22 protein-coding genes are annotated in these 24,270 nt (G+C 49.8%); 15 read left to right on the forward strand and 7 right to left on the reverse strand.

The genetic code is table 11. The features are described 5' to 3' along the window. Positions 1-17: 17 nt before the first annotated feature. Entirely contained in the window at positions 18-902 is an 885-nt protein-coding gene (locus tag J7439_RS18130) for an SDR family oxidoreductase (protein WP_209203364.1), read from the reverse strand. A 246-nt stretch (positions 903-1,148) separates the two neighbouring features. Between J7439_RS18130 and J7439_RS18135 the strand changes: the two genes are divergently transcribed. The 8 genes from J7439_RS18135 (at position 1,149) to J7439_RS18170 (ending at position 10,487) form a co-directional block, all read left to right on the forward strand. Next, on the forward strand, positions 1,149-2,705 hold the full coding sequence (locus J7439_RS18135; RefSeq protein WP_209203365.1) for an ATP-binding response regulator: 1,557 nt from the start codon (positions 1,149-1,151) through the stop codon (positions 2,703-2,705). A 96-nt stretch (positions 2,706-2,801) separates the two neighbouring features. After that, on the forward strand, positions 2,802-4,040 hold the full coding sequence (locus J7439_RS18140; RefSeq protein ID WP_209203384.1) for a glutamate-5-semialdehyde dehydrogenase: 1,239 nt from the start codon (positions 2,802-2,804) through the stop codon (positions 4,038-4,040). Between the two features lie 156 nt (positions 4,041-4,196). Next, a complete protein-coding gene (gene rsfS / locus J7439_RS18145) occupies positions 4,197-4,544 on the forward strand; it encodes a ribosome silencing factor (RefSeq protein WP_209203385.1) in 348 nt (115 codons plus the stop codon). Further along, positions 4,544-5,011 (forward strand): 23S rRNA (pseudouridine(1915)-N(3))-methyltransferase RlmH, encoded by a 468-nt coding sequence (gene rlmH / locus J7439_RS18150; protein WP_209203366.1) that lies wholly within the window; start codon positions 4,544-4,546, stop codon positions 5,009-5,011. Before rsfS ends, rlmH begins: the two co-directional genes overlap by 1 nt. Positions 5,012-5,214: 203 nt before the next feature. Continuing rightward, positions 5,215-7,080, forward strand: a complete 1,866-nt coding sequence (gene mrdA, locus J7439_RS18155) for a penicillin-binding protein 2 (RefSeq protein ID WP_209203367.1) — start codon at positions 5,215-5,217, stop codon at positions 7,078-7,080. Then, positions 7,080-8,225, forward strand: coding sequence for a rod shape-determining protein RodA (gene rodA, locus J7439_RS18160; protein WP_209203368.1), 1,146 nt, complete (start codon positions 7,080-7,082; stop codon positions 8,223-8,225). The genes mrdA and rodA overlap by 1 nt, the downstream gene beginning before the upstream one ends. Positions 8,226-8,354: 129 nt before the next feature. Next, positions 8,355-9,425: a lytic murein transglycosylase B gene (gene mltB, locus J7439_RS18165; protein ID WP_209203369.1), complete on the forward strand. Its 1,071-nt coding sequence runs from the start codon at positions 8,355-8,357 to the stop codon at positions 9,423-9,425. Between the two features lie 168 nt (positions 9,426-9,593). Beyond that, a complete protein-coding gene (locus J7439_RS18170) occupies positions 9,594-10,487 on the forward strand; it encodes a septal ring lytic transglycosylase RlpA family protein (RefSeq protein WP_209203370.1) in 894 nt (297 codons plus the stop codon). A 35-nt stretch (positions 10,488-10,522) separates the two neighbouring features. Here the strand turns inward: J7439_RS18170 and J7439_RS18175 are convergent, their stop codons facing one another. After that, positions 10,523-10,930 (reverse strand): hypothetical protein, encoded by a 408-nt coding sequence (locus J7439_RS18175; RefSeq protein WP_163369678.1) that lies wholly within the window; start codon positions 10,928-10,930, stop codon positions 10,523-10,525. Positions 10,931-11,197: 267 nt separating this feature from the next. On the opposite strand from J7439_RS18175, the gene J7439_RS18180 reads away from it, so the two are divergent. From J7439_RS18180 to lipA, 5 genes are all read left to right on the forward strand, one after another. Then, complete coding sequence (locus tag J7439_RS18180; protein ID WP_209203371.1) at positions 11,198-11,665, forward strand: GNAT family N-acetyltransferase; 468 nt, start codon at positions 11,198-11,200, stop codon at positions 11,663-11,665. Between the two features lie 224 nt (positions 11,666-11,889). Continuing rightward, positions 11,890-13,035, forward strand: a complete 1,146-nt coding sequence (locus J7439_RS18185; protein WP_502950428.1) for a D-alanyl-D-alanine carboxypeptidase family protein — start codon at positions 11,890-11,892, stop codon at positions 13,033-13,035. 107 nt (positions 13,036-13,142) lie between these two features. Further along, a complete protein-coding gene (locus J7439_RS18190) occupies positions 13,143-13,409 on the forward strand; it encodes an HP0495 family protein (RefSeq protein WP_209203373.1) in 267 nt (88 codons plus the stop codon). After that, the gene (lipB, locus tag J7439_RS18195) at positions 13,409-14,131 is read left to right on the forward strand and encodes a lipoyl(octanoyl) transferase LipB (protein WP_209203374.1); all 723 of its coding nucleotides are present in this window, start codon (positions 13,409-13,411) and stop codon (positions 14,129-14,131) included. The genes J7439_RS18190 and lipB overlap by 1 nt, the downstream gene beginning before the upstream one ends. A gap of 152 nt (positions 14,132-14,283) precedes the next feature. Then, a complete protein-coding gene (gene lipA, locus J7439_RS18200) occupies positions 14,284-15,294 on the forward strand; it encodes a lipoyl synthase (protein WP_209203386.1) in 1,011 nt (336 codons plus the stop codon). Between the two features lie 39 nt (positions 15,295-15,333). Here the strand turns inward: lipA and J7439_RS18205 are convergent, their stop codons facing one another. Next, a complete protein-coding gene (locus J7439_RS18205; RefSeq protein WP_209203375.1) occupies positions 15,334-17,901 on the reverse strand; it encodes a tetratricopeptide repeat protein in 2,568 nt (855 codons plus the stop codon). A 416-nt stretch (positions 17,902-18,317) separates the two neighbouring features. On the opposite strand from J7439_RS18205, the gene J7439_RS18210 reads away from it, so the two are divergent. Together J7439_RS18210 and ilvD are read left to right on the forward strand one after the other, a co-directional pair. Then, positions 18,318-19,028, forward strand: a complete 711-nt coding sequence (locus tag J7439_RS18210; RefSeq protein WP_209203376.1) for a DUF3581 family protein — start codon at positions 18,318-18,320, stop codon at positions 19,026-19,028. Between the two features lie 277 nt (positions 19,029-19,305). Further along, entirely contained in the window at positions 19,306-21,147 is a 1,842-nt protein-coding gene (gene ilvD, locus J7439_RS18215; RefSeq protein ID WP_209203377.1) for a dihydroxy-acid dehydratase, read from the forward strand. A 1-nt stretch (position 21,148) separates the two neighbouring features. Here ilvD and J7439_RS18220 read toward each other — a convergent pair whose 3' ends face one another. The 4 genes from J7439_RS18220 to J7439_RS18235 form a co-directional block, all read right to left on the reverse strand. Then, positions 21,149-21,763 carry a LysE family translocator gene (locus J7439_RS18220; protein ID WP_209203378.1) on the reverse strand — a complete coding sequence of 205 codons (615 nt, stop codon included), beginning with the start codon at positions 21,761-21,763 and terminating at the stop codon, positions 21,149-21,151. Positions 21,764-21,837: 74 nt separating this feature from the next. Then, on the reverse strand, positions 21,838-22,275 hold the full coding sequence (locus J7439_RS18225; protein WP_101746040.1) for a hypothetical protein: 438 nt from the start codon (positions 22,273-22,275) through the stop codon (positions 21,838-21,840). 148 nt (positions 22,276-22,423) lie between these two features. Beyond that, positions 22,424-23,473 (reverse strand): DNA polymerase III subunit delta, encoded by a 1,050-nt coding sequence (holA, locus tag J7439_RS18230; RefSeq protein WP_209203379.1) that lies wholly within the window; start codon positions 23,471-23,473, stop codon positions 22,424-22,426. Further along, positions 23,470-24,045 carry an LPS-assembly lipoprotein LptE gene (locus J7439_RS18235; RefSeq protein WP_209203380.1) on the reverse strand — a complete coding sequence of 192 codons (576 nt, stop codon included), beginning with the start codon at positions 24,043-24,045 and terminating at the stop codon, positions 23,470-23,472. Before J7439_RS18235 ends, holA begins: the two co-directional genes overlap by 4 nt. Positions 24,046-24,270: the final 225 nt, after the last annotated feature.

Genomic DNA, 24,270 nt, shown 5'->3' on the forward strand with positions numbered 1-24,270 from the left:
TATCCTCATGACGTTATTTAAGAGCTACCGCTTTCATAATAGCTTCTGATCATCCGTGCGAGGGTTCCTCTCCAGGGTTTATTATGAACGCCAAAGGTACTTAAAATTTTCCGGCAGGAGAGGGTTGCATTGGCTGGTGCCTGAATACCATTACGATCGTTCAATTTATCCATTCGCAGTTTCCGGATTTTCAGGTCCTGAAATTGCGATGCCTCAGAAATCACCACCTCTGCAAAACGGTTTTCAGAGATAGATTCTGCACCAGCGTAATGATAAGTACCCCAGGGTTCAGCCCCACAGCCCAGTTGCTGGATAATCGCGACAATAACTCTTGCCGAATCGTCGCAGGGTGTCGGGCACCCCTGTTGATCGGATACCACGGCAACCTCTTGCTCTTTGCTGATCTGATCCAGAAGGTACTTCAAAAGGTTGGTGCGCCGGTGGCTGATGACCCAGGATAGACGGAGAATAATATGCCTTGGGCAGCGCTCACTGATTTGCTGTTCTGCCTGCCATCGGCTGGTGGCCAGAACACCGGCAGGGTTAGGTATATCTTTTTCGGTATAAGCTTCCTTTTTGCTGCCATCAAAAATCCGGTAGGTGGAAATATAGACCAGAATGGCCTGCTGCCGGTGGCAACCATCCGCCAGTGTTGCCATGGCATCCCGGTTTATCCGGAAGCATTTGGAGGGCTCGTTTTCGGCCTTAACCGGATCGTTATAACCTGCACAGTTGACTACGATATCTGGCTGATAATTTTTCAGGCAGGCATCAATGGACTCAGGCTGTTCCAGATTTAATTCATCCCTTTTCGGAGCGATACAATGGATCTGCTTATCAAGGAACAACCGTTGTACTTCCTGGCCGATCAGCCCGGTACCACCAATCAATAGTATTTTCATAAGCACTCGGCCGTTATGAGTTAATGATCACGGGCGATTCAACGCCATTGGATCAATACACTAAATAGCTCTATTGAAACATGAAATAAGAGGGCTCAGGAAAAGAATTCTCAACGTTGAAAACATTGGCAAGAGTGATAGATGGCAGTAAGGTCTCTGATAAAAGCCGAAGTTATAGTAAGATAAGCCACTTATTTCCGTCTATTTTTACATTGATGAACCTTCTGAAATCAGGGTCTGCTGACGATGTATCTGGCTGAAGCTCCTGTAGAGCAGCATGAAGAAGAGCGTATTCTTCTTGTGGATGACAATCCGACAAATTTGCAGGTATTACTGCAAACCCTCAGTGGCCGTGGCTATAAGCTTCTTATTGCCAAGAATGGAGAGAGTGCTCTCAGGATCGCTGTCAAGGCAAAGCCCGCTTTAGTGTTGCTGGATATTATGATGCCCGGCATGGACGGCTATGAGGTCTGCCACCGGCTCAAGGAAAGCCCTGAAACCCGCAATATAACGGTGATTTTCCTGTCCGCTCTGGATGACACCAAAGACAAGGTCAGGGGCCTGGAAACCGGCGCTGTGGACTTTATCTCCAAGCCATTTCAAGCGGAAGAGGTCATTGCCCGGGTACAGACCCAGTTGAAAATCCATAAGCTTGAACAGGCACTTTCAGCGAGAAATCGACAGCTGGAGGCTGATAAGGCCCGCATTCTGGAAAGTATGAATGAAGGGATATTCGGCCTTGATCGACTGGGACTGATTACCTTTGCCAACCCGGCAGTCTCTGCCATGACCGGCTGGTCCATAGAACAACTGACGGGTCAGAACCTGATTCAGTTGATGAAAGGGAGTGAAGATGCCCCATCAGGGCCACTGGCACCGATTGAGGTATCCCTGAGCAAAGGTGTCAGTAAAACCGTTGAAAATGCCACTTTCCTGCACAGTGACGGTTCGCCATTTCCGGTGGATTTTTCCTGTACGCCGATTATGGAAGACAGTTCCCCTAGTGGCGCAGTGGTTGTGTTCAGGGATATTTCCGAGAAAAAAAGGCAGCAGGAAGCTCTGCAGAAGGCTCTGGATGAATTGGAAAGCCAGAAAGAGCAACTGACCCATGTCTCCCGGTTGAGCACCATGGGTGAGATGGCCGCTGGCTTTGCCCACGAGGTAAATCAGCCATTGACCGCGATTTCCAATTACGCCCAGGTGGCCAGAAGAATGCTGGCCCGGCTGGAATTGGCGGATGATCTTGGTCTTTCCGAGGCCATGGAAAAAGTCAATACCCAGGCCCGGCGGGCCGGGGAAATCATTGCCCGTATTCGCTCTTTTGTGAAGAAGCCGGACCATGTTCTGGGCAGCGTCGATCCAAACCGGTTGATTCAGGACACTTACAAGCTTGCCGAAGTTGACGCCCGTAACAACCATATGGAAATCCATCTGGAGCAGGAAGAGGGGCTTCCGAATGTGAAGGTTGACCCTGTGCAGATCCAGCAGGTGGCATTGAACCTGATTCGTAATGGCATGGAAGCGATGAGAGATATGGAGACCCGCAGTATCGGTGTCTATGTTCGTACCGAAAAGCTGGATGATAACTTTGTCAAAGTGTCGGTCATTGACCGTGGCCATGGTCTGGCAGATGATGCCGAAGAAAAACTGTTTACGCCGTTTTACACCACCAAGGCGGATGGTATGGGTATTGGACTGACGGTGTGTCACTCCATTATACAGTCCCATGGTGGCCGGTTGACATTCCAGCGTCACCCGGAAGGCGGGACGATATTTGAATTTACCATGCCGATTGCGGACTGATAATATGGCTGTTTTACAGCCTTTTATTGCAGAGAATAAACGATAGTGGTGAAGTTGCCGGGAGAAAAGACATTGGCTGATCAAGTGACGGAGTACATGCATGGACTGGGCCAGAGAGCCCGGCAGGCCAGTAAGGAGATGGCTGTTGCTGATACTGCGATGAAAAACAGGGCACTTCTGGCGATAGCAGACGCACTGGAAGCGGATCGTTCACAGCTGAAGTTTGTCAATACCCGGGATCTGGACGCTGGCCGGGAACGTGGGCTTGATGCCGCCATGCTGGATCGCCTTGAACTGACCGATGCTCGAATTGATGCCATGATTGAAGGTCTCCGTCAGGTGGCAGCCCTGCCAGACCCCATCGGTACAATTGATGATATGAAGTATGTGCCCAGCGGTATCCAGGTAGGCAAAATGCGGGTGCCACTGGGCGTTATAGGCATTATCTATGAGTCCCGTCCTAACGTTACCGTGGAAGCAGCGAGCCTGTGTCTGAAATCTGGCAATGCGGTTATTCTCCGTGGAGGCAGTGAGTCCATTCACTCCAATCAGGCTATTGCCCGGTGCATTCAGCAGGGGCTGGCCCAGGCAGGGTTGCCTGAAGATGCGGTTCAGGTGGTTGAAACTATTGACCGTGCCGCTGTCGGAGTGCTGATCACCATGCCTGAATATGTCGATGTGATCGTACCTCGTGGTGGCAAGGGACTGATTGAGCGCATCAGTGCTGACGCCCGGGTACCGGTGATTAAACACCTGGATGGTGTCTGCCATGTGTATCTCGATGATCGGGCCGATCATAGCAAGGCCGTTCGGATTGCCATGAATGCGAAAACCCATCGCTATGGTGTGTGCAATGCCATGGAAACGCTGCTGGTGCATCAGGACGTGGCTCAACCTTTGCTGCGGGAGCTTTCAGGACTTTATTCCCAGAAGGGTGTTGAACTCCGGGGATGTCCTGTTACCTGTGAGATTCTGCCCGGTGCGGTACCAGCAACAGAAGAAGACTGGTCGGAAGAGTATCTTGGTCCCGTTCTGGCCATTAAAGTGGTCCTGGATATGGATGAAGCAATTACTCATATCAATCACTATGGTTCCCATCATACCGATGCCATCGCCACTGAAGACTTTACCCGTGCCCGCCGCTTTATGCGGGAGGTGGATTCAAGCTCTGTTATGGTGAATGCATCCACCCGCTTTGCCGACGGGTTTGAATATGGGCTGGGTGCTGAAATTGGTATCTCTACCGACAAAATCCATGCCCGTGGGCCTGTCGGCCTGGAAGGGCTGACTTCACAAAAGTATGTGGTTTTTGGGGATGGACATATTCGCCAGTGATACGGCTCTGATAGTGGATTTCCGCCTCTGGTGCGTATCGGGCATTGACTTCTATGATTAATGCTGAGAGCCTGCCCTGTTTAAATGGCCTGATTCGGCACAGGGTAACAAACCATGCTCTGCCGAATCGTCAATACGAGGTTAATTTTGCAGTCTATGCATTCTGATGAGTTAAAACAGCTTGTTGTCGAAGCTATTGAAGAAGTAAAAGGTAATGAAATCACCTGTTTGAATGTTTCGGGTCAAACCAGTGTTACCGATTTTATGGTGATTGCCTGTGGTACCTCCAACCGTCATGTAAAGTCTCTGGCGGATAATGTCATTGAGCAGTGTAAGAAACATGGTGTTCGGCCGTTAGGGGTTGAAGGGCAGGACAAGTCCGAGTGGGTTCTGGTGGATCTTGGTGATGTCGTTGTCCACCTGATGCTGCCTGCTACCCGCCAGTTCTATGACCTGGAAAGACTTTGGGACAGCGCTGACCTGGTTGTCGCTGAGCCCTCCTGATGCGGATTCGGCTGATATCGGTTGGCTCAAAAATGCCGGGTTGGGTTGAAGAGGGCTACAGGGAATACAGTCGTCGGCTTGGTGCGGACGTGAAACTGGAGCTCGTTGAGATTCCTCTCGGTAAGCGCAGTAAAGGCTCTGACATTAATCGCCTTCAGGAGAAAGAGGCTGGCCAGATGCTCGCTGCTGTGGGTTCAGGCGACCTGGTGGTCACCATGGAAATTATGGGCAAGGCCTGGAGCACAGAGACGCTGGCGGACAATATGGGGGCTTGGCTGCACAGTGGCCGCAATGTCAGTTTGCTGGTCGGCGGGCCGGAAGGTTTGCATGCCTCATGCCTGGCAAAGGCGGATCTCCGCTGGTCATTGTCGCCATTAACATTGCCTCACCCGCTGGTTCGGGTTGTGGTGGCTGAGCAGATTTACAGAGCCTGGAGTATTCTTCACAATCATCCCTACCACAAGTAAAACTGATGTAACCTTGATTGACGAAGTACTTTCACTCAAGTAAAAGTGAAGGCCAGGGTGAGAGTTTTTATCTGAAATGCGGTGTTTTTTCTTGAGAAGCACTGCATTTTTTACGCTTAATATTTGTGTATTAACAGGCTAATGTATCAGTTGATGCATTAAGAGCAGCCCTTTGACCATACGACTGATGACTGAGATATAACATGCCGCAGGATACCTTAAAGGACCATGGGGCAGAAAAAAGACTGGTAAATATCCGGATTTGGGTTGCCATTGGCTTTATGGTGCTCCTTGCTATGGGGCTGGTTTCCCGCCTCTTCTATCTTCAGGTTGTTCGCTACAATGAGCTGTCCACGCAATCGGATGAGAATCGTGTACTGGTTCAGCCAATACCCCCCACCCGCGGCCTGATATACGACACCAATGGCAAGCTTCTTGCCGTTAACAAGCCCAGCCATATATTGTCAATTGTTCGGGAGCAGACCAAAGATCTTGCCGGTTTGCTGGATGATATTGGTCATATTTTGTCTCTGACCGACGGTGAGCTGCAGCGTTTTCATCAACGGGTTAAGCGACGCCGACCTTATGAAGCAGTGCCTCTGAAGTTTGATCTGACTGCCGAAGAGATTGCCCGGATTTCGGTGAATCTTTTCCGTTTGCCGGGGGTAGATATCAACGCTGAACTGATCCGGCAGTACCCCGAAGGACAGCGTTTTGCCCATAGCATCGGCTATGTAGGCCGAATCAATGATCGGGATTTGAAACGCCTGGACCCGGCTCTATACTCTGGCACTCATACCACGGGCAAGATTGGCATAGAGCGCGCCTATGAGTCGGTACTTCTGGGTAAACCCGGTCATCAGGAGGTAGAGACCAATGCCCGTGGCCGGGTATTGCGCGTATTGAAAAAAGTTAGCCCGCACGCCGGTCAGGATCTTAACCTTTATCTGGACAGTGAGCTGCAAAAGGTGGCCATTGATGCAATCAATGGCCGCCGAGGGGCTTTGGTGGCCATGGACCCGAAAACCGGCGGGGTGCTGGCAATGGCCAGCAACCCATCATTTGACCCCAATCTGTTTGTGACGGGGATTGATAGTAAAACATTCAATGCGCTCAACAGAGATATCGAGCGACCGTTGTACAACCGGGCATCATTAGGTGAGTACCCACCCGCCTCCACAGTAAAGCCGGTGATGGGGCTGGCACTGCTGGCGAATGATATCGTCAAACCAGAGGACAGGATTTTTGATAAAGGCTGGTTTCAGCTACCGGGCAGTGATCACCGTTTTCGCAACTGGAAACGTTCCGGTCATGGCTGGGTTGATTTATCCCGCGCGATATCGGCATCCAATGATACCTATTTCTACATTCAGGCCGGGAAGCTGGGTATCGATAATCTCCATGATTTTGCTGATCAATTCGGCTTTGGCCACAAAACCGGCATTGATATAAGGGAAGAGCGTCCGGGCCTTTTGCCCTCCAGGGAGTGGAAACGGGGTGCCTATGGTCAGCCCTGGTATCCGGGTGAAACGGTGATTGCGATCATCGGGCAGGGGTATATGCTGGCAACCCCCTTGCAGCTGGCAGAGTCAACGGCGCTTATCGCCAACCGTGGCAAGTATGTTCAGCCCCGTTTGGTGAAAGAAGATATTCCTGAAATCCAGGGTGAATTCTGGGGGGATGACATCACCATTGGTCGGACTCCCGAGGCGGAAGCCAAGAACTGGGAACTCATTATCAAAGCCATGGAAGATGTTGTTCACTCTCCGGGGGGAACTGCACACTGGCGAATCGGTCGGGGACTCAAGTATCGTATGGCCGGTAAAACCGGGACAGCACAGGTGGTCAGTATTCCCCAGGGAGAGGAGTACGATGCTGAGAAGCTGAAAGAGTTTGAGCGGGATCACAGTTTGTTTGTCGCATTTGCACCGGCAGAAGATCCCCTGATTGCCGTTGCTGTTATTCTGGAAAACAACAATGGTGCTGCCAATGTCGCCAGAAAAGTTATGGATTCCTACCTGCTGCCAAGATTAACGGCCAACAGCCATCAAGTGAAGGGAGAGCAATAATGGCCAACCAGGATTTTGTTCGCCAGATCGATCTCCACGGGTTTGGCCGCAGCCCGGGACTGTCCATGCGCTGGCATATTGATTTTGTGCTGCTCGGGTTTCTGCTTTTACTGTGTGGTGCGGGGCTCTTTATTCTTTACAGTGCCACCGGTCGGGATATGTCGGTTGTTATTCGACAGGCAACCTACCTGGGCATCAGTCTGACCGGAATGTTAATCGTGGCCCAGATTCCGCCAAGGGTACTGATGCAGTGGGCCAAGTGGTTTTATGTGGGAGGGGTGCTGTTATTGCTGGCCGTTCTGTTTATGGGCGTACAGTCCAAAGGTGCACAGCGCTGGATTCAGCTGCCGGGTTTCCGGTTTCAACCATCGGAAGTGATCAAGCTGATTATGCCGATTACCATGGCGGCTTTTCTGGCCAGGCGTCCACTGCCTCCCTTGTTTAAAGATGTGATTTTCTCACTGATTATTATTGCTGTACCGGTGGTACTTATTGCCAAACAACCTGACCTTGGCACGTCTATTTTGATTGGCTCTTCGGGCCTGTTTGTGCTGCTGCTGGCCGGTTTGCGCAAGCGCATGATATTTTCTGCCATCTGTCTTGCAGCACCGGCGATCTATGTGTTCTGGCAGTTCTTTATGTATGACTATCAGAAGCGGAGGGTGCTGACATTTCTGAACCCTGAAAGTGACCCGTGGGGAGCCGGTTGGAATATCATCCAATCCACCATCGCCATTGGTTCCGGTGGGCTTTATGGCAAGGGTTGGTTACAGGGCACGCAATCGCATCTTGATTTTCTGCCAGAGAGCCATACGGATTTTATAATTGCCGTTCTGGCGGAAGAGTTTGGCCTGATGGGATGTCTGGTGCTCTTTGTCCTGTATACCCTGATTCTCGGGCGGGGACTATTCATCACCCTGAATGCCGAGACGCTCTTTGGCCGTTTATTGGCAGGTAGTATTACTCTGACGTTTTTCGTGTATATCTTTGTCAATATCGGGATGGTCAGTGGACTCCTGCCAGTAGTGGGTGTTCCATTACCCATGGTTAGCCGGGGGGGGACTTCTTTAGTGACCCTGCTGGCCGGTTTTGGTTTTCTGATGTCGATACATACTCATCGCTCTTTTCTGAGGGCCTCCCAATAGATCTTTACCTTTCTACCATAGAATTCAAAACCACTGTCGATTAATGTAGAGGCAGGGTGGGTTATGTATGTAGCTGTTTTAGTGTTTGTGAGAACCCTGAGTTTGTTATTTTTGAATAGGTACGGATACATGAAAAATTTTCCCGGGGTATTCCGTCGAATGTTTCGTGGTGGCCTGCTGATGGCTGCCGTGGTTGCTACACCTGTCACCTGGGCATTAGCCCAGGAAAATCACAACAGTGACTATCTGGGCAGGCAGGATGTTGATGCTTTTATTGATGAGCTGGTAACTGAACACCGTTTTTCCAGGACAGAGCTTGAGGATATTCTGGCCGGGGCGGAGCGTTCCGAGCGGGCACTGGAGCTGATCAGCCGCCCTGCAGAAGGGACTCTGGAGTGGAAAGACTACCGCAAGATATTTATCACGCCAGAAAGGATAGCGAAGGGTGTCAGCTTCTGGGAAGAAAATGCCGAAACCCTGGCCCGTGTTGAACAGGAGTTGGGGGTGCCAGCCAATATTATTGTGGCGATTATTGGCGTAGAAACCTATTACGGTCGGCAGACCGGTGGCTTTAAAGTGCTGGATGCGCTCACGACGCTGGGCTTTGACTTTCCCCGAAGAGGTGAGTTTTTTCGCAAAGAGCTGAAAAATTTCCTGTTACTGGCCCGTGAACAGAATCTGGACGTTGACGAATTGACCGGGTCCTATGCAGGAGCCATGGGCATTCCACAATTCATGCCATCCAGCTACCGTGCCTATGCGGTTGATTATACCGGCGATCAGCAGGCAAATATCTGGCTTAGCGATGAAGACGCCATCGCCAGTGTTGCCAACTATCTGCAAAAACACGGCTGGAAATACGGCAGTGGTGTGGCAGTTCAGGCAAAGGTTTCAGGCGTTAAGCATGAGCAGATCGTCTCTTCAGGATTGAAACCGGACAAAAAACTGAGTCTTGTGCAAAAGGCTGGGTGGGCTGTGCCGGAAAGGTTACCAAAATCCTCAAAAGTTCTGGCGATGAAACATGAAGGCAGTGCTGGCGCTGAGTACTGGGTCGGACTGCATAATTTTTATGTCATTACCCGCTATAACCGTAGCCAGATGTATGCCCTTGCCGTTTATCAGTTGTCCAGAGAAGTGAAGGACAGTTATAAACGGTCTCTGGCATTGCAAAAGCAGGTTGCAAAAGGTAAGCAGGGGTGATGGTTTTCCCGGGTTTGCTGATCTTTGCTGAAGGCTCACTGTAAGGTGAGCCTTTGGCGGCTTCCCGGTTGATTGATAACGCCCCCTCAGGAATATTATTTGTTAACGTTGAAAAGTATGTTTGATCAAATGGGACGATCTGGAGCCAGTCTCTCAGGCCTGGTATCAATGAAGAAAATCGTGGGAATTAACACCCGGGGATTCAGGCTGGTTCCGGCCGTCATGCTATCAGCCCTGGTTGGCTGTAGCAGTAGTCCACAGGTCCGGGATGGCCCACCGGCTGATTCCGTTGATATCAGTACCATTCCTGACGCAGTCCCGTCGCCGATACAGGTCCCTGTTAAAAATACACCCTATACCCTGGGTGGGATTCACTATCAGCCGATGGCCTCTGCCAATGGTTATGCAGAAAAGGGCCAGGCCTCATGGTATGGCACCAAGTTTCACGGGAAGCAGACGGCTAACGGTGAAATCTATGATATGTTCAAGATGACGGCGGCCCATAAAACATTGCCGCTGCCCTCCTATGTCAAGGTCACTAATCTGGAAAATGGTCAGTCGGTGGTGGTGCGGGTCAATGACCGTGGGCCATTTCATGGTGACCGACTGATCGATCTTTCTTATGTTGCGGCAAAAAAGCTGGGGTTCGCTGATTCAGGGCTGGCGAATGTGGCAATAGAAGGCATTGACCCGGAGACCTTTGCCCGTTCTCCCGCCCATGAACGGGATGGAGAGTTGCTCTACCTGCAACTGGCCGCCTTTAAAAACTACCATAATGCGCAGCTTTTACGCCGTGATCTCTTTTCCCGGGCGGGTGTCCAGGCGAAAGTGGTCAAGGGGGATGCGCCAGAACCGCTTTATCGGGTGAGGATTGGTCCGGTAGAAAGTCCTGATCATCTGGAGGAGTTGCTGGAGGGGTTAAGCTCTGCTGAGTTTGCGTCGCCCTATCTTGTGTATGAGAAACCTGTCGATGAAAAGTCCATGGGTGATGCGGGAACTTCCGAAAAGATGGTGACTGAAGTAGAGGCAGAACAGTCTGAACAGGTGGTGAAAGCCCCATAAGATCCGGGGTATGGATAGGATGGAGTCACTCTGTCCTATTCTCTATCAACGAGTATTTTCAGCATGCCTTTGATTTCGGCCAGTTCATCTTCTACACGGGTCAGGCGATCTTCAACGCCGGTTAACCTGCCTGAAACACCGATCAATTTCCCTTCTACCCCCGTCAGGCGACCCTCAAAATCCGTCAGATGTTCATCGGTTTGAGTCTGCCACTGTTCCATACTGTTGATGCGCTGAATCAGAGCTTTCATCAGTTCTTCAACATTGATCAGGCGCTCATTCATCCCGCTGCTCTGGCGGGTGAGTTCAAAGACCGTTTGTCGTATGGTAACAATGTCTTCGCTCATTTCCGTCAGCTTGGCGTTCTCTTTTGCCGCTGCCCGAGCTTTAGGTTCATTGATACCGAGCTCAATCAGACACTCGTACAGGTCTTCATTTAACATTGTGTCACTCCCGCTTTCCCATGTTTTATCAATCATAGAGTTATTGATTACTGTTACGGTTGAAAGGCATTGATGGCTCATAGTCGTGTATTCACAGGTAAAAATAGAGGGCGTTTGGCAACCTTGCCCAGATAATTCATTTTCACCGTAAGGCTTTGGGGCGTAAGGGATGTAGCATTTTTTTATCTATCCTGCTTTCCGTAAGGTCAGGTTTTTCAGTGCTTTGAGGTACAATCATGGTTATAGATTTCTTTGCTATTAATCCTGATGAAGATTATTAATTTGCAAGACCTGCCCTCATGCATCGAAACGGTTGCGCGTTGGCATTACAGGGAGTGGGGGGCTTTATACCCCGGAAGTGATTTGAGTGACTTTCGGGAGGATATGGAAGCTTCTTTGCTGACCGACCTGATCCCGCAAACCTGGGTGCTGGCAGAGGGAGGGAGTGTCTGGGGATCAGTCAGCATTCTCAAAGAGGATCTGCCAAACTATCCGGAGTTTTCACCATGGCTGGCCAATGTCTATGTGGAACCATCGAAGCGGGGGCATGGCTATGGTCAGCAGCTGGTAAAGGTGGCAATGGGGTATGCACGGCAGCAGAACCTGGGTCCGCTATTCCTGTATACTCCGGATCAAGTCAGCTTTTATGAGCAGTTGGGTTGGCGTACTTTTCATGATGATATCTATCATGGGAAAAAGATATTCCTTATGAGCAGTATGCCTGCTCGCGTCTGACTTGACGGAAGATCTGCTGTGCTAATTGATGAATTGTTATCAGTCGCTGTAAGTTGCAGTTAACCTCTAAAGATTTGAACATTATAATGATGAAAATCCATATACTCAGAGCATTTACCTGCATGGGCAAAAGAATTTTATCTTCCCTTCACACGCTGGAGGCCCTTCATAAGCTGGAGGCCCTTCATAAGCTGGTGGCCCCCCGCTGGCTGAAAGCGTTGGCCATGACTGGTCTTGTTTTTGTCGGCCAGACCAGTGCTTATGGACAGATTCCTTCGCCACCGGAAGTGTCCCTGAAAAGTTACATTCTGATGGACGCCGCCAGTGGTGAAGTGCTGGCCTCACAGAATCCCGATGAGCCCATGCATCCGGCCAGTCTGACCAAGATGATGACCGCGTATCTGGCGGAAATGGAAATGGCTGCGGGCAACATCCACCGTGATGACCAGGTTCTGGTCAGTGAAAAAGCATGGAGCCTGGGCGGTTCCACTATGTTTATTGAAGTCGGGGAACGGGTAACGGTTGAAGATTTGCTGAAAGGTATCATTATCGTTTCCGGTAATGATGCCAGCGTTGCGGTTGCTGAACACATCGCTGGCAGCGAGGGAGCCTTTGCCCAGTTGATGACCAGTACCGCCCAGCGTCTTGGCATGAACAACACGCTGTTCCAGAATGCTTCCGGCTGGCCAGCAGATGACCATTACTCGACCGCCCGTGACCTGGCCATTCTTGGCAAGCATATCGTTCAGGACTATCCGGAATATTACGGCTGGTATGCTGAGAAGTATTTTCAGTACGGCGTGGATAAAAAAACCGGCAAACCCCTGCGTCGTCAGGCAAACCGTAACCGTCTGCTCTGGACCAACCCCTATGTGGATGGTCTGAAGACCGGGCATATTGAAGACACCGGCTACCACCTGGCAGTAACCTCTGAGCGTGATGACCGCCGTCTGATTGCTGTGCTGTTAGGCTCCGCCAGTGAGAAGCAGCGTGCGGATGATGCCCAGAAACTGCTGACCTATGGTTTCCGCTTCTTTGAAAATGTGGATGTGAAAAAAGGTGGCGAGCCTCTGCAAACCGTTAAGGTCTGGAAAGGGGACATCAGTGAAATTACTGCGGGTATTACCGAAGACCTGATTGTCACTGTGCCCAGGGGGACGGGTAAGAACCTGACCGCCTCTCTGAAGATCGACCCAAAGCTGGAAGCGCCCATCAAGAAAGGTCAGACCATTGGTTCAGTCAACGTTATGCTGGAAGATGAACTGGTTCGTGAGGTGCCGCTGATTGCTCAGCAGGCTGTTGAGCCAGGAGGTTTCTTCAAGCGTATCTGGGATAGTATTGTCTTGTTCTTTACCGGGCTGTTTGCATAACCCGGGTTAAAGATAAGCGTGAAAAGCGCTGTATTCCCGACAAGGATGCAGCGCTTTTACTGTTTATAGTCCGACGTACAGTCTGAAAATGATGTAGGTAGATGGTTATGAATGAGCCACAGGCCCCGAAAATTGAATTCCCCTGTGATTACCCTATTCGTATCGTAGGGCACTCCGCTCCCGATTATAAAGATTTTGTACTGCGGGTGGTGACCAAACACGCACCGGACTTCGATGGCCATGCCAGGATGAAAACCAGCCGAAATGGCAAGTACATGTCAGTGACCGTGGTTATTCATGCCACTGGCGAACCTCAACTGCAGGCGCTCTTTGAAGATTTGAAAGCCAGTGGCCGTATTCAGATGGTTTTGTAATGGACAGGGCTTTGATAGCTGAAAACACCCAACAGTCTGACGGTATTGAAAACGACCTGATCGTACGTTACCTCGGGCGGAGAAACTACGAGCCCGTTTGGCAGGCTATGAAAGCTTTTACTGCCAACAGGGATGATCAGACCCGGGATGAATTCTGGGTGGTGGAACATCCCCCGGTTTTCACCCAGGGGCAGGCTGGCAAGCCGGAACATGTTCTTTTCCCGGGAGATATCCCGGTTATTCAGGTGGATCGTGGTGGCCAGGTTACCTACCATGGCCCGGGGCAGCTGGTGTTTTACTTCCTGATGGATGTGCGCCGGAAGAAGAGTGGTCCAAGGGCTGTGGTTTCTGCACTGGAAAGTGCCGTAATTGCAATGCTGGCCAGTTATGGTTTAGAGGCACAGAACAGGCCGGATGCGCCGGGTGTTTATGTCAATGGTGCCAAGATTGCATCCCTTGGGCTCCGCTTTCGTAAGATGTGTTCTTACCATGGTTTAAGCCTGAACGTAGATATGGATCTGGAACCATTTAACCGAATTAATCCCTGTGGTTATCCCGGGCTTAATGTGGTGGATATGGCATCGCTGCTGGGAAATGTCGATATGGAGGAAGTGAGTCGGCGTTTACTGGTATGCTTTCAGAAAGCACTGAGCTACATCAATATTGATGAAAGAACGGCAATTGATGAGCTGTTGACAACAGATAGCGGAGATGAAGGTTAAGCCGTTTAACAGTCCTGTTAGCAGTAATCCAAAAAAAAGGGGGAGGCATGTCTACTCATTCCGAAAACAGCGGTCTTGAAACGTTTGGCAGCCATGAGCCAGTAGAAAGCCATGAGCTTGTGAATAGCGGCCTCACCGGAGAAAGCCCACGGATGAAACCGGAAAACATTATTCCTACCGTGCAAATAGACGGTAGCGTCAAAATAGAAAGTGGCACCAAATTTGTCAATGACAAAGGTATCACAGCCATTAAAAATGGCATTAAAGCCAGTGCCGGGGGGCAGCATGCCCCGATTCAGCGGAAACCATCCTGGCTCAGAATAAAAGCAAGTCACGGCACAAAGTACAAAGAAGTCAAAAGTACCGTGCATGAGCATAAGCTCAGCACGGTCTGCGAAGAGGCCATGTGCCCGAATATCAACGAGTGCTGGAGCTCCGGTACTGCAACCATCATGTTGATGGGTGATACCTGTACCCGGGCCTGCCGGTTCTGCGCTGTGAATACCGGGAATCCCAAAGGGTGGCTGGATCATGATGAACCAGAGCACACCGCTAACTCGGTTAAGCTGATGAATCTGAAGTATCTGGTGCTGACCTCGGTGAACCGGGATGACCTGTCGGATGGCGGAGCCGGACATTACGCTGCGGTGGTTCGCCGGGTTAAAGAAGAAAACCCGGATACTGATGTAGAGGTTCTGACACCTGATTTTCTCGGTGTTATGTCCCATGTTGAAAAGGTTGTTGATAGCCCCATAGCGGTCTTTGCCCAGAATGTCGAAACCGTGCGCCGACTGACTCACCCCGTGCGTGATCCCAGGGCCAGTTATGAGCAGACACTGGCTGTGCTGGAACATGCCAAGAAATACCGCCCTGATGTCCTGACGAAAACCAGCCTGATGCTGGGGCTCGGTGAAACCGACGATGAGATTCTGGAAGCCCTGGATGATCTGAGAGCCATTAATGTGGATATTGTTACCTTTGGCCAGTACCTGCAGCCAACCGTCAATCATCTTCCCATTGAGCGTTATGTGACACCGGAAGAGTTTGAAAAATATCGACAATGGGGGCTTGAGAAAGGCTTCCTGGAAGTCGTTTCCGGTGCGCTGGTGCGATCCAGTTATCGTGCGGAGCAAGTCTTACAGAAGAACAACGTTGGTCTTTGATACGAATGGGGGTGGGAGGCAATCCCCCCACCTTTGACGCTATTGCTCTGTGGCCAGTTTTTTCCTTAGTCTTTGAATATCGCCTAAAGGGGTTTTTTTTGCGATGCGATGGCGTAACGAGGGTTCGTTTTTTAATCGAATTCTCCAACTATTAAACTCATTGGCTGTGCTATAAAACTCCCCCGATTTTTGTTTGAGCCTGTTTTTCTCTTTTTGGTCATCACAATCTGTTGCCATATCACCATGTATGTGGCCAATAAGGGATAAAAAAGAGCCGGTGACGAATGTCAGTGACAGGCTATGTTCAAATTCGGCTAAATGATGCCTGGCGATAGCGCATGGCTGAGTGATCCACTGAGCCTTATAGTCGGCTAAATTCTGGTCAAGAGGATGGAGGCAGCATAGCCATCCCAGCGCTTTATCAATAATCAGTTTTCGAATGGCCTGTTGGGTTTTTGGAAGGTCGTCAGATAATAAAACCGTGTCACCAGCCTTCCGGTCCAGGCCGTAATCGGTGAGTGTTTTGCCGGATTGAGCCAGTATATTTAACTCACCGGACTTCTGTTCTTGTTTAGCTGACGCATTGAAGGCTTCCAGATGTTCAGATCCTTTTGCTATCACTCTGAGGCTCCATAAATCCATGTGAGCAAAGCTTGCCTGTTGTATTGTGAGCTGAGTTTCCTGACAGAATTGTTCTAACACGGCTCGAGCCTGTTCAAAGTCGCTGTTGTGTAATAACTGTGTAACACAGAGGCTGATGTAGGACAGCCGGATTCGAGGGATTGATTTAATGCTTTCCCCTTGAATAGGTGTTTTTTCGATGCTTGTGGAGTACACAGGACTTGCGTTGATAGAACATTGATCTTCGCCAGGGCTTTGTTTTTGATCTTTCAGGTCTCTGGTTAAGCTTCCCTGAACTCTTTTTTTACCCGGTATTTTTGTGGTTTTCTCTTTTCTGGTTGAGCCTGGGCGGCGTCGTTGTTTTCTGGATCCCTTTGTTTCGTCAGATGTCGCTTCGAGAGTGAGTGGTTTTGTTTCGGAGAGTTCCAGTTCATCAATAATTCCCTGAATATAGAATGATACGTCTTTGGCATCGATAAAATCATAGTGCTCTATAGCCCTCTGCAAAAGGGTAATAACTTCCTCTATTGAACCGATATCATTCTTGCTGTTCTTGATCAGCAGCAACGCCAGTTGCAGGTTGGCCGCACTGATACCTTGTTGTATGGCCAGTCTGGAATGGTGAATGGCTTCTTCTAACCGGTTGTTTTGCTCATACACCTTGCTGAGTAACCATCGGGCTTCAGGGACCCGGGATTTTAACAGCTCACTTTCTGCTTTTTCAGGTTCGTTTTTCAGGTAGTACAAAACTGCGGATAAATAGAGCCTGCTGTCTTTGTTGGGGATATCGATAAGGTGGAAGGTATCTTGATTGATCAGAAAATTACAGATAATATTCAAAACTGGCAGGTAGATTTCTGTTGATGCAAATTTCTGTATTAAAGGTAATACTTTCTTCTTGAATTCGGGAATCTGGAGAAAACGGAGGAGCTGTTCCAATGCTGACAGGCTAATGTCCGGTGAGTTATATGCCAGCTGACCATTTTCACCAAACCGAAACACGTAGAATAATAACGAATTCGGGTTTAAATCAGGAGTGTCTGTTGAACCGGGAATGATAGCAAGATTACTGCATTTTACTTTATTAACCAAATTGAGCGCAGACCCACACAATTCTGCAATGTTTAAATTTTTTGCAAGCCATTGTTGCGTGTCTTGCGCTTTTTTAAATAATTCGGAGTCATGAATAAATTCAATGATATTAGCTTTTATTGTTTCAGTGTCTCTAAAAAAAAGTATGTATTTTAATGAGTTGGTAATACTTGTGATGATGAATGTGGGCAGTAAGTCTTCATCATAAGGTTCCATTTTCTGGCTCTTCAGATCACAGCAAGTGACTCTATGATTGATTTTTGTGAGTGGTATATTGGCCATTTTTTCCTTTTCGAAAAATGATAAAATCCGTTTGCTGATTAAAACATGATTAGCCGACTTTACTTCACCTTTAGAGTTTTTTGTCCACTGTAACCAAACACTTATTAAGAAAAGGTCTTGAATTTGCTCCGGGTCGGAAGGTATGCAGCTCAGTAAAAAATCAATAATGTGATTTTCAAACTGTTCAAGATCATCCGCTATGTTTAATAAGCTCTTTGGCACAGTTTCTGGTATGGATTCCACGATTTCCTTTAGCTCCCAGAATTTCACATAAGTCGTCTGGAACTGGTCCAGAAGATGAGAGAGTGTTTCTGCTGATGGTGTTTGAAAATATCGTTTTTCTCTTTCTAAAGTGACATGGTTACCTCGATGACACAGTTTCTTTTTCGTTTCCAGTTGTGCTTTCGTGTAGTGAACAACCTGGTGTTCAGTTGCTTTGACAGATCGGTTACGTAGATCCAGTGGTTCCTGTGTTTGCAGGTCTTTTGGCAGATGTGACTTCAAAGTTGTTATCGCTTCAGTTAGCGCTAATGCTTCCAGAAATGCCCCGTGATCGTTTGAGGTTTGGGGGACAAACGGTAGATGAGGGGAGAGGTTAAAAGAGTTTGCCATCGGTTTGGGTCTAGCGTCAGGGGTTGAAGTGCGGTTGAACTGTAAACTTTTAGACCACGGCAATAACGTTAAGTTCGGTAATGATGCTTTAAACAAAAAGCTACGATTTACTGGTAGGCTTCAGGGGGCTACTCACTTAAGATGTATTTCCCGGACTACGGCCTTCGCAATGCTTGCTTGATATTCATAAAATAAGTGGTTGGTCAACCACTTATGGTAAGGTGCTTGCTATTGCTCATATGCCTCTGAGTAATAGCCGCTTTCCCGTCCCTACTGTTCTGTGGGCCAGAGCAAGGTAGAATGTTCGCTGTTTTACCATGGGTATTTGTCACTAATGACTGAACATCCGATAGCCAGGGGCATTGAGTGCCGTCTGACTGAAGGGATGACTGCGGCAGGAATTCAGCTTTAACACTATGTTTATTGATCAATACTGTACCTCTCTGGCAGACAACCGCTTTTCCTTTACCCGCGAACAGGCCAGCCAGTTTGCGAAGCGCATTGCCAATGATTTTAACCCTCTGCATGATGTGGATAACTCCCGCTTCTGCGTTCCGGGTGATCTGCTATTTGCCAAGATCCTGCTGAGCGAAGGTCTGTATAGCGATATGCGTGTCACTTTCAATGGCATGGTCACCGACGGTGTTGAGCTGGAAATCTGTACCAACGAAAAAGGGCATAAGAGCATTTATGATCTTTCCGGCAAGCTGTATCTGGATATTGAACGCCACGGAGCCTGCAGCCACGATACGTTGATGATTGAGCAGCTGGTGCGCAGTTATGTGGCCTTTTCCGGTGAGAGTTTTCCCAATGTCTTTGTGCCGCTGATGAAGTCCCATGGGGTTATGATCAATGCCGTCAAACCGCTGGTCATCTACGACAGCATGACCTTGAAAATGGCGCGTGTTGACCTGGTAAACCCGCATCTGGAAGCAGCAGGCGCGACTTTGGACGTTAATGGCAAGCGGGGTAAGGTGACGCTTAACTTTGTTTACCGTGAAAATGGTGATGTGGTGGGGATGGGGGAGAAAACCATGATTCTCTCCGGCTTGCGGCCCTACGACCAGGAAGCCATTGATATCATGATTAAAAAACACAGCGCCCGGCAGCACCAGTTTGCCGGCTGAGCGTCTTTTTTGGCCCTTCTGGTAATGGCCACTTTTCAATGGATACGTCTTAATTTTCTGTGATGACTTTGAAGAGTGGATTCTATTCCGGTTTTTCCAGTGGTATTTCCACATAGTCAGACAAATCGCCTGAATTTTGATATTCTAACCGGCCGCCATTGGATGGCGATGAAAACCCCGTCAGCAATGGAGTGCATTGGCTTTTTAAAAGTTACCGTGTACAGACAGAAGCAAGAATAAAACCATTTGCCATTGACCGTTATAGAGGGACTGTTTCATGCCAGCCTATCGCTCCAGAACATCCACCCATGGCCGAAACATGGCCGGAGCCCGTGCGCTATGGCGGGCAACAGGTATGAACGATGGGGATTTCAACAAACCCATTATTGCTGTCGCTAACTCATTTACCCAGTTCGTGCCTGGTCATGTTCATTTGAAGGACATGGGGCAACTGGTTTGCCGTGAAATTGAGCAGCATGGTGGTGTGGCGAAAGAGTTCAACACCATTGCCGTGGATGACGGCATAGCCATGGGGCACGATGGCATGCTCTATTCCCTGCCCAGCCGGGACATCATTGCTGACTCCGTGGAATATATGGTCAATGCCCACACAGCCGATGCGCTGGTCTGTATTTCCAACTGTGACAAAATCACTCCGGGCATGTTGATGGCGGCCATGCGCCTGAACATTCCGGTGGTTTTTGTTTCAGGTGGGCCAATGGAAGCGGGTAAAACCAAACTGTCCCAACATGGGCTTGATCTGGTTGATGCCATGGTGATCGCCGCTTCAGATGCCGATGATGAAACCGTTGCCGAATATGAGCGTTCAGCCTGTCCAACCTGTGGTTCCTGCTCAGGGATGTTTACCGCCAACTCCATGAATTGTCTGACGGAAGCGCTGGGTCTTTCCCTGCCGGGCAATGGTTCCATGCTGGCTACTCACGCTGATCGTGAGCAGCTGTTTCTGGAGGCAGCTCGCCGAATTGTTGATATCACCCGGCGTTATTATGAACACGACGATGAGAGTGTACTGCCCAGAACCATTGCCAGTTTCAAGGCGTTTGAAAATGCCATGAGTCTGGACATCGCCATGGGTGGATCGACCAATACCATCCTGCATCTGCTGGCGGCTGCACAGGAGGGTGGTATACCTTTCGATATGCGTAATATTGACGAGTTATCCCGTCGGATTCCGCAGTTATGCAAAGTGGCACCCAACACCCCGAAATACCATATGGAGGATGTTCACCGGGCGGGTGGGGTGATGGGTATCCTTGGTGAGCTGGATCGTGCCGGGTTATTGCACAATGATATTCCCATGGTGCGCAGCGCCACCGTCAGTGAAGCCTTGTCCCGCTGGGATATTATCCAGACCAGCGATGAGTCGGTAAAAACCTTCTTTAAGGCGGGTCCTGCCGGCATTCGTACCACAGAAGCATTCAGTCAGGATTATCGCTGGGAAACACTGGATGATGACCGGGCGGAAGGCTGTATTCGCTCACTGGAACATGCCTTCAGTACTGAGGGTGGGCTTGCTGTGCTTTATGGCAATATTGCCGTCGATGGCTGTGTGGTCAAAACCTCGGGTGTTGATGATGATAACCTGGTCTTCGAAGGTCCGGCCCATATCTGTGAAAGTCAGGAGGACGCGGTCAACGCTATTCTGGAAGACCGGGTGCAGCCGGGAGAGGTGGTGATCGTTCGTTACGAAGGGCCAAAAGGTGGGCCGGGTATGCAGGAAATGCTCTACCCGACCAGTTATCTGAAATCGAAAGGGCTGGGTAAGGCCTGTGCGTTGCTGACGGATGGACGATTCTCCGGTGGTACTTCCGGACTCTCCATTGGTCATGCTTCTCCTGAGGCCGCATCCGGTGGTGCCATTGGTCTGGTGGAGAATGGGGATATCATTCGGATAGATATTCCCAACCGAAGCATTAATGTCCAGTTGACCGAAGACCAGCTGGCTGTGCGACGGGCAGCCATGGACGCCCGGGGGAAAGATGCCTGGAAGCCGGTTAAACCCCGGCCAAGAAAGGTCTCTACTGCACTAAAAGCTTATGCGCGTATGGTAACAAGCGCGGATAAGGGTGCCGTTCGGGATTTGAGCCTTTTTGACTGAACTACATAAACAAAATACGAAGAGCCACCAGAATCAGCAGGATGCCACACAGCCGGTTGATCAGCGTGGCTCTTTTTCGCAGCGCTGGCAGCACTTTGCCATGGCCTGCTACTGAGGCAACCAGGCAATACCAGACGCCATCGCAGAGTGTGACAATGGATGCCATCAGTATCTGAGTCATTACCGAGGAATCAGGCGTCACAAACTGGCTGAACAGCGCAAGGAAAAATACGGCAATCTTGGGGTTCAGGAAAGAGACCAGAAAGCCGTCAATTGCCGCCTGTTTCAGGCTCAGCTGCTGCTGTAACTGATGCTGGTCGTTAATTAACGAGGATGCGGAGGTAATGGCCTTGTACCCCATCCAGGCCAGATAGGCGGAACCTGCATAGGTAATCAATTTATAGAGCCAGGGCGTTTCAGTAATCACAACACCGATACCCGCCGCCACCAGAAACGCATAAATGCCAATCCCCAGGGCATGGGAAATCGAGGTAACCAGCCCATGGGCCCTGGAACCCTGCACGGTACTTTTCATGACGGCCGCCAGACTTGGGCCCGGTGAGATGGCTCCAAGCGCGCAAATGGCCAGAATGGATAACCAGGAAGATGCTGTCATTGCACTACTACTTTTATGTGTTGTTTATGTGATGTTGTATTGGCAGCGAAGTATAGTGCTTTGCCAGCAGTCTTTTAATTAACTTTGCTGGTTCTGTCTGGTTTGGCAAGGACATCCCTGGCCTTTTCCAGCGCGGCATACTCATCAATAAACCAGCCCACACATCGTTCAGTGCTAATCGGCACCCCTGACTCATTGATGGGCTGATAAACGATCCACCACCGCTCTTCTGGCCGGGGATCGTTGTACACAAAGACATATTTCATATCGCCCCGGTCAGTAATGGAGACCATTACCTTATCGTAGGGGGTATACGGACACACGTCTTCCATCAAAAACACATAAGTAGGTCTGCCCTGATTGAACTCAATGTACTGAAACTCCTTTATCCGGCGAAAGGTATCAAGTGCCTTTTCGATGTCCGAATTCATCAGGTAGCCGGGAATATTGTTGTTATCCCACCAGAATTTGCCGTCCAATGATGGCTTTTTAACAAGAAAAGATCTGTTCATAGTGCATAGTCCATTAAACATTATTTAATTTTTTAGACCGTGCGTACCAGATTAGGTTCCATGTCATGTTCATCGACAGGGTTCAGGGCATGTTATTGATAAATGAGCCAGGCAGATGAAATCAGCGTTTCCCGGCTACTTTCTGAAGTCAGTTGATGACCTGAATGGGGGGTAAACCTGCCAGACTCAGGGTCAGGGTCAGCAGTTTATCCCAGGCGTTACCTTTCTCTAACCCTTTGATACAACGATCAATCTTTCCTGTATACAGCAGCATCTGACGCAGGTTTCGCTCGCTGCTCCGGCGAATGGCCTTTTCCAGCAATGATGTCCTGCGCTTGAGCATAAATGGCACGAACCCCAGCGCTTTAGCGGATTGTTCAATGGCCAGATCCCTTGCCATTCCCCGGGATAGCTGTCGGCTGAGATGGCTAAGCAGGCGTATCTCCCTGGCCAGTGCCCAGAGAATGATCGGAGGCTCAATGCCTTCACCTTTCAGAATGCCCAGGATGCGCACACACTGCTTGATATTGCCTTCCAGGGCGCTGTCCAGCAGTTGGAACACATCATATCGGGCACTGTCCGACACCGCTTCTCGCACATTAGCTTCATCAATGGTTTTGTCCCTGGCCAGAAGCTTGAGCTTTTCCAGTTCCTGGGATGCCGCCAGAAGATTCCCTTCCACACGCTCGGCTATCAGGCTCAGGGCATCCGGGGTTGCCCGGTAGCCATCCACTTTAAGCTGTTGAGCGAGCCAGCCTGGTAGCTGTCCGGATTCGATTGGCCAGATGGGAATAAATACTCCGGCCTGTTCCAGCGCCTTGAACCATTTTGATTTTTGCAGGGTGTTATCCAGACGATCCGTGATCATCAGCAGCAGATTGTCCGGTGAGGGGTGGCTGAGGTATTCCAGCAGCGCTTTACTGCCTGCATCTCCGGGCTTGCCATTGGGGATTCGCAGCTCAAGAATCTGCTTCTGGGCAAACAGCGACAGGCTGTTGGCCGTGCTGAGAAAATCCCCCCAGTCAAAGCCGTTTTCAATATGATAAACATGGCGCTCGGAAAACCCGGTGTCCCTGGCATATTGGCGGATCTGATCACAGCACCGGGCAACCTGAAGCGGTTCATCACCGCTGACGATGTAGACAGGTGCCAGCTGTTTCTTCAGCTGTGCTCCCAGTTGGTCAATACGAAGCTTCAAGGCAGAGGGTTCCGGTTCGATTCAGTGTTCTCCATCTGGGCTTGCGCCGCAGCCCTGGCTTGTTCAGCGGCTGCTGACAGCTCAGCCTCAGACAGACTGTGAATCCGGCGCAGGGTTGTGGCAACCAGCTCCTGCTGTAGCTCAGAAAGGATAATCCCTTGTTCTGACTCCGCCGCATTCGGCGCATCCTGGTTCAGGGTGATGTAGCGTTCACGGGTTAACTGAACCGGAGCGAACAGCGGCAGGCCAGAGGCGGTCTGCAACTGGTAGACCACCTGCATGGCAATTCTCTGTTCAAAATAGCCGGCGCTGGCAACGGTCTGCTGATCAGTATCACGTTCAACGCGGATGATATTGATGCGCCAGGGAGCCGTCTCGCTGATATCGATGCCACTGCGTTCCATGGCCCCGGAGAGAGAGCGTATATAGACCGGATCATTGCCGGTGATGGACAGTTGGTGGATCTCACTGTCCGTACTCATTTCTCCTCTCAGATGGAAGCCACAGGCTGTTAACAGACTGGTTAACAGCAGCAAAGTCAGCGTGCTCACTGAACGAAAGGGGTAGGTCATGATCTCTCCACCAATGATGCTTCAAGTGTTCAAATTCGACCTGTAACTCTACCATGACGGAGGTAGGCAGAAAAAAGAAAATTATTGCGATTGTGAGCCGCTTAGTAATTGTCCCGAAATAAAATCGACATTTCATTTTCCTACTGGTACGGCCATGTAATTCCATTTTGACAGAAAGTTGTCAAATTGAATGCTCATCTTTTCTTTAAAATCGGCGGCGTATTT

It is taken from the genome of Salinisphaera sp. G21_0 (genome assembly GCF_017744115.1).
Lineage (GTDB): Bacteria > Pseudomonadota > Gammaproteobacteria > Pseudomonadales > Endozoicomonadaceae > Endozoicomonas.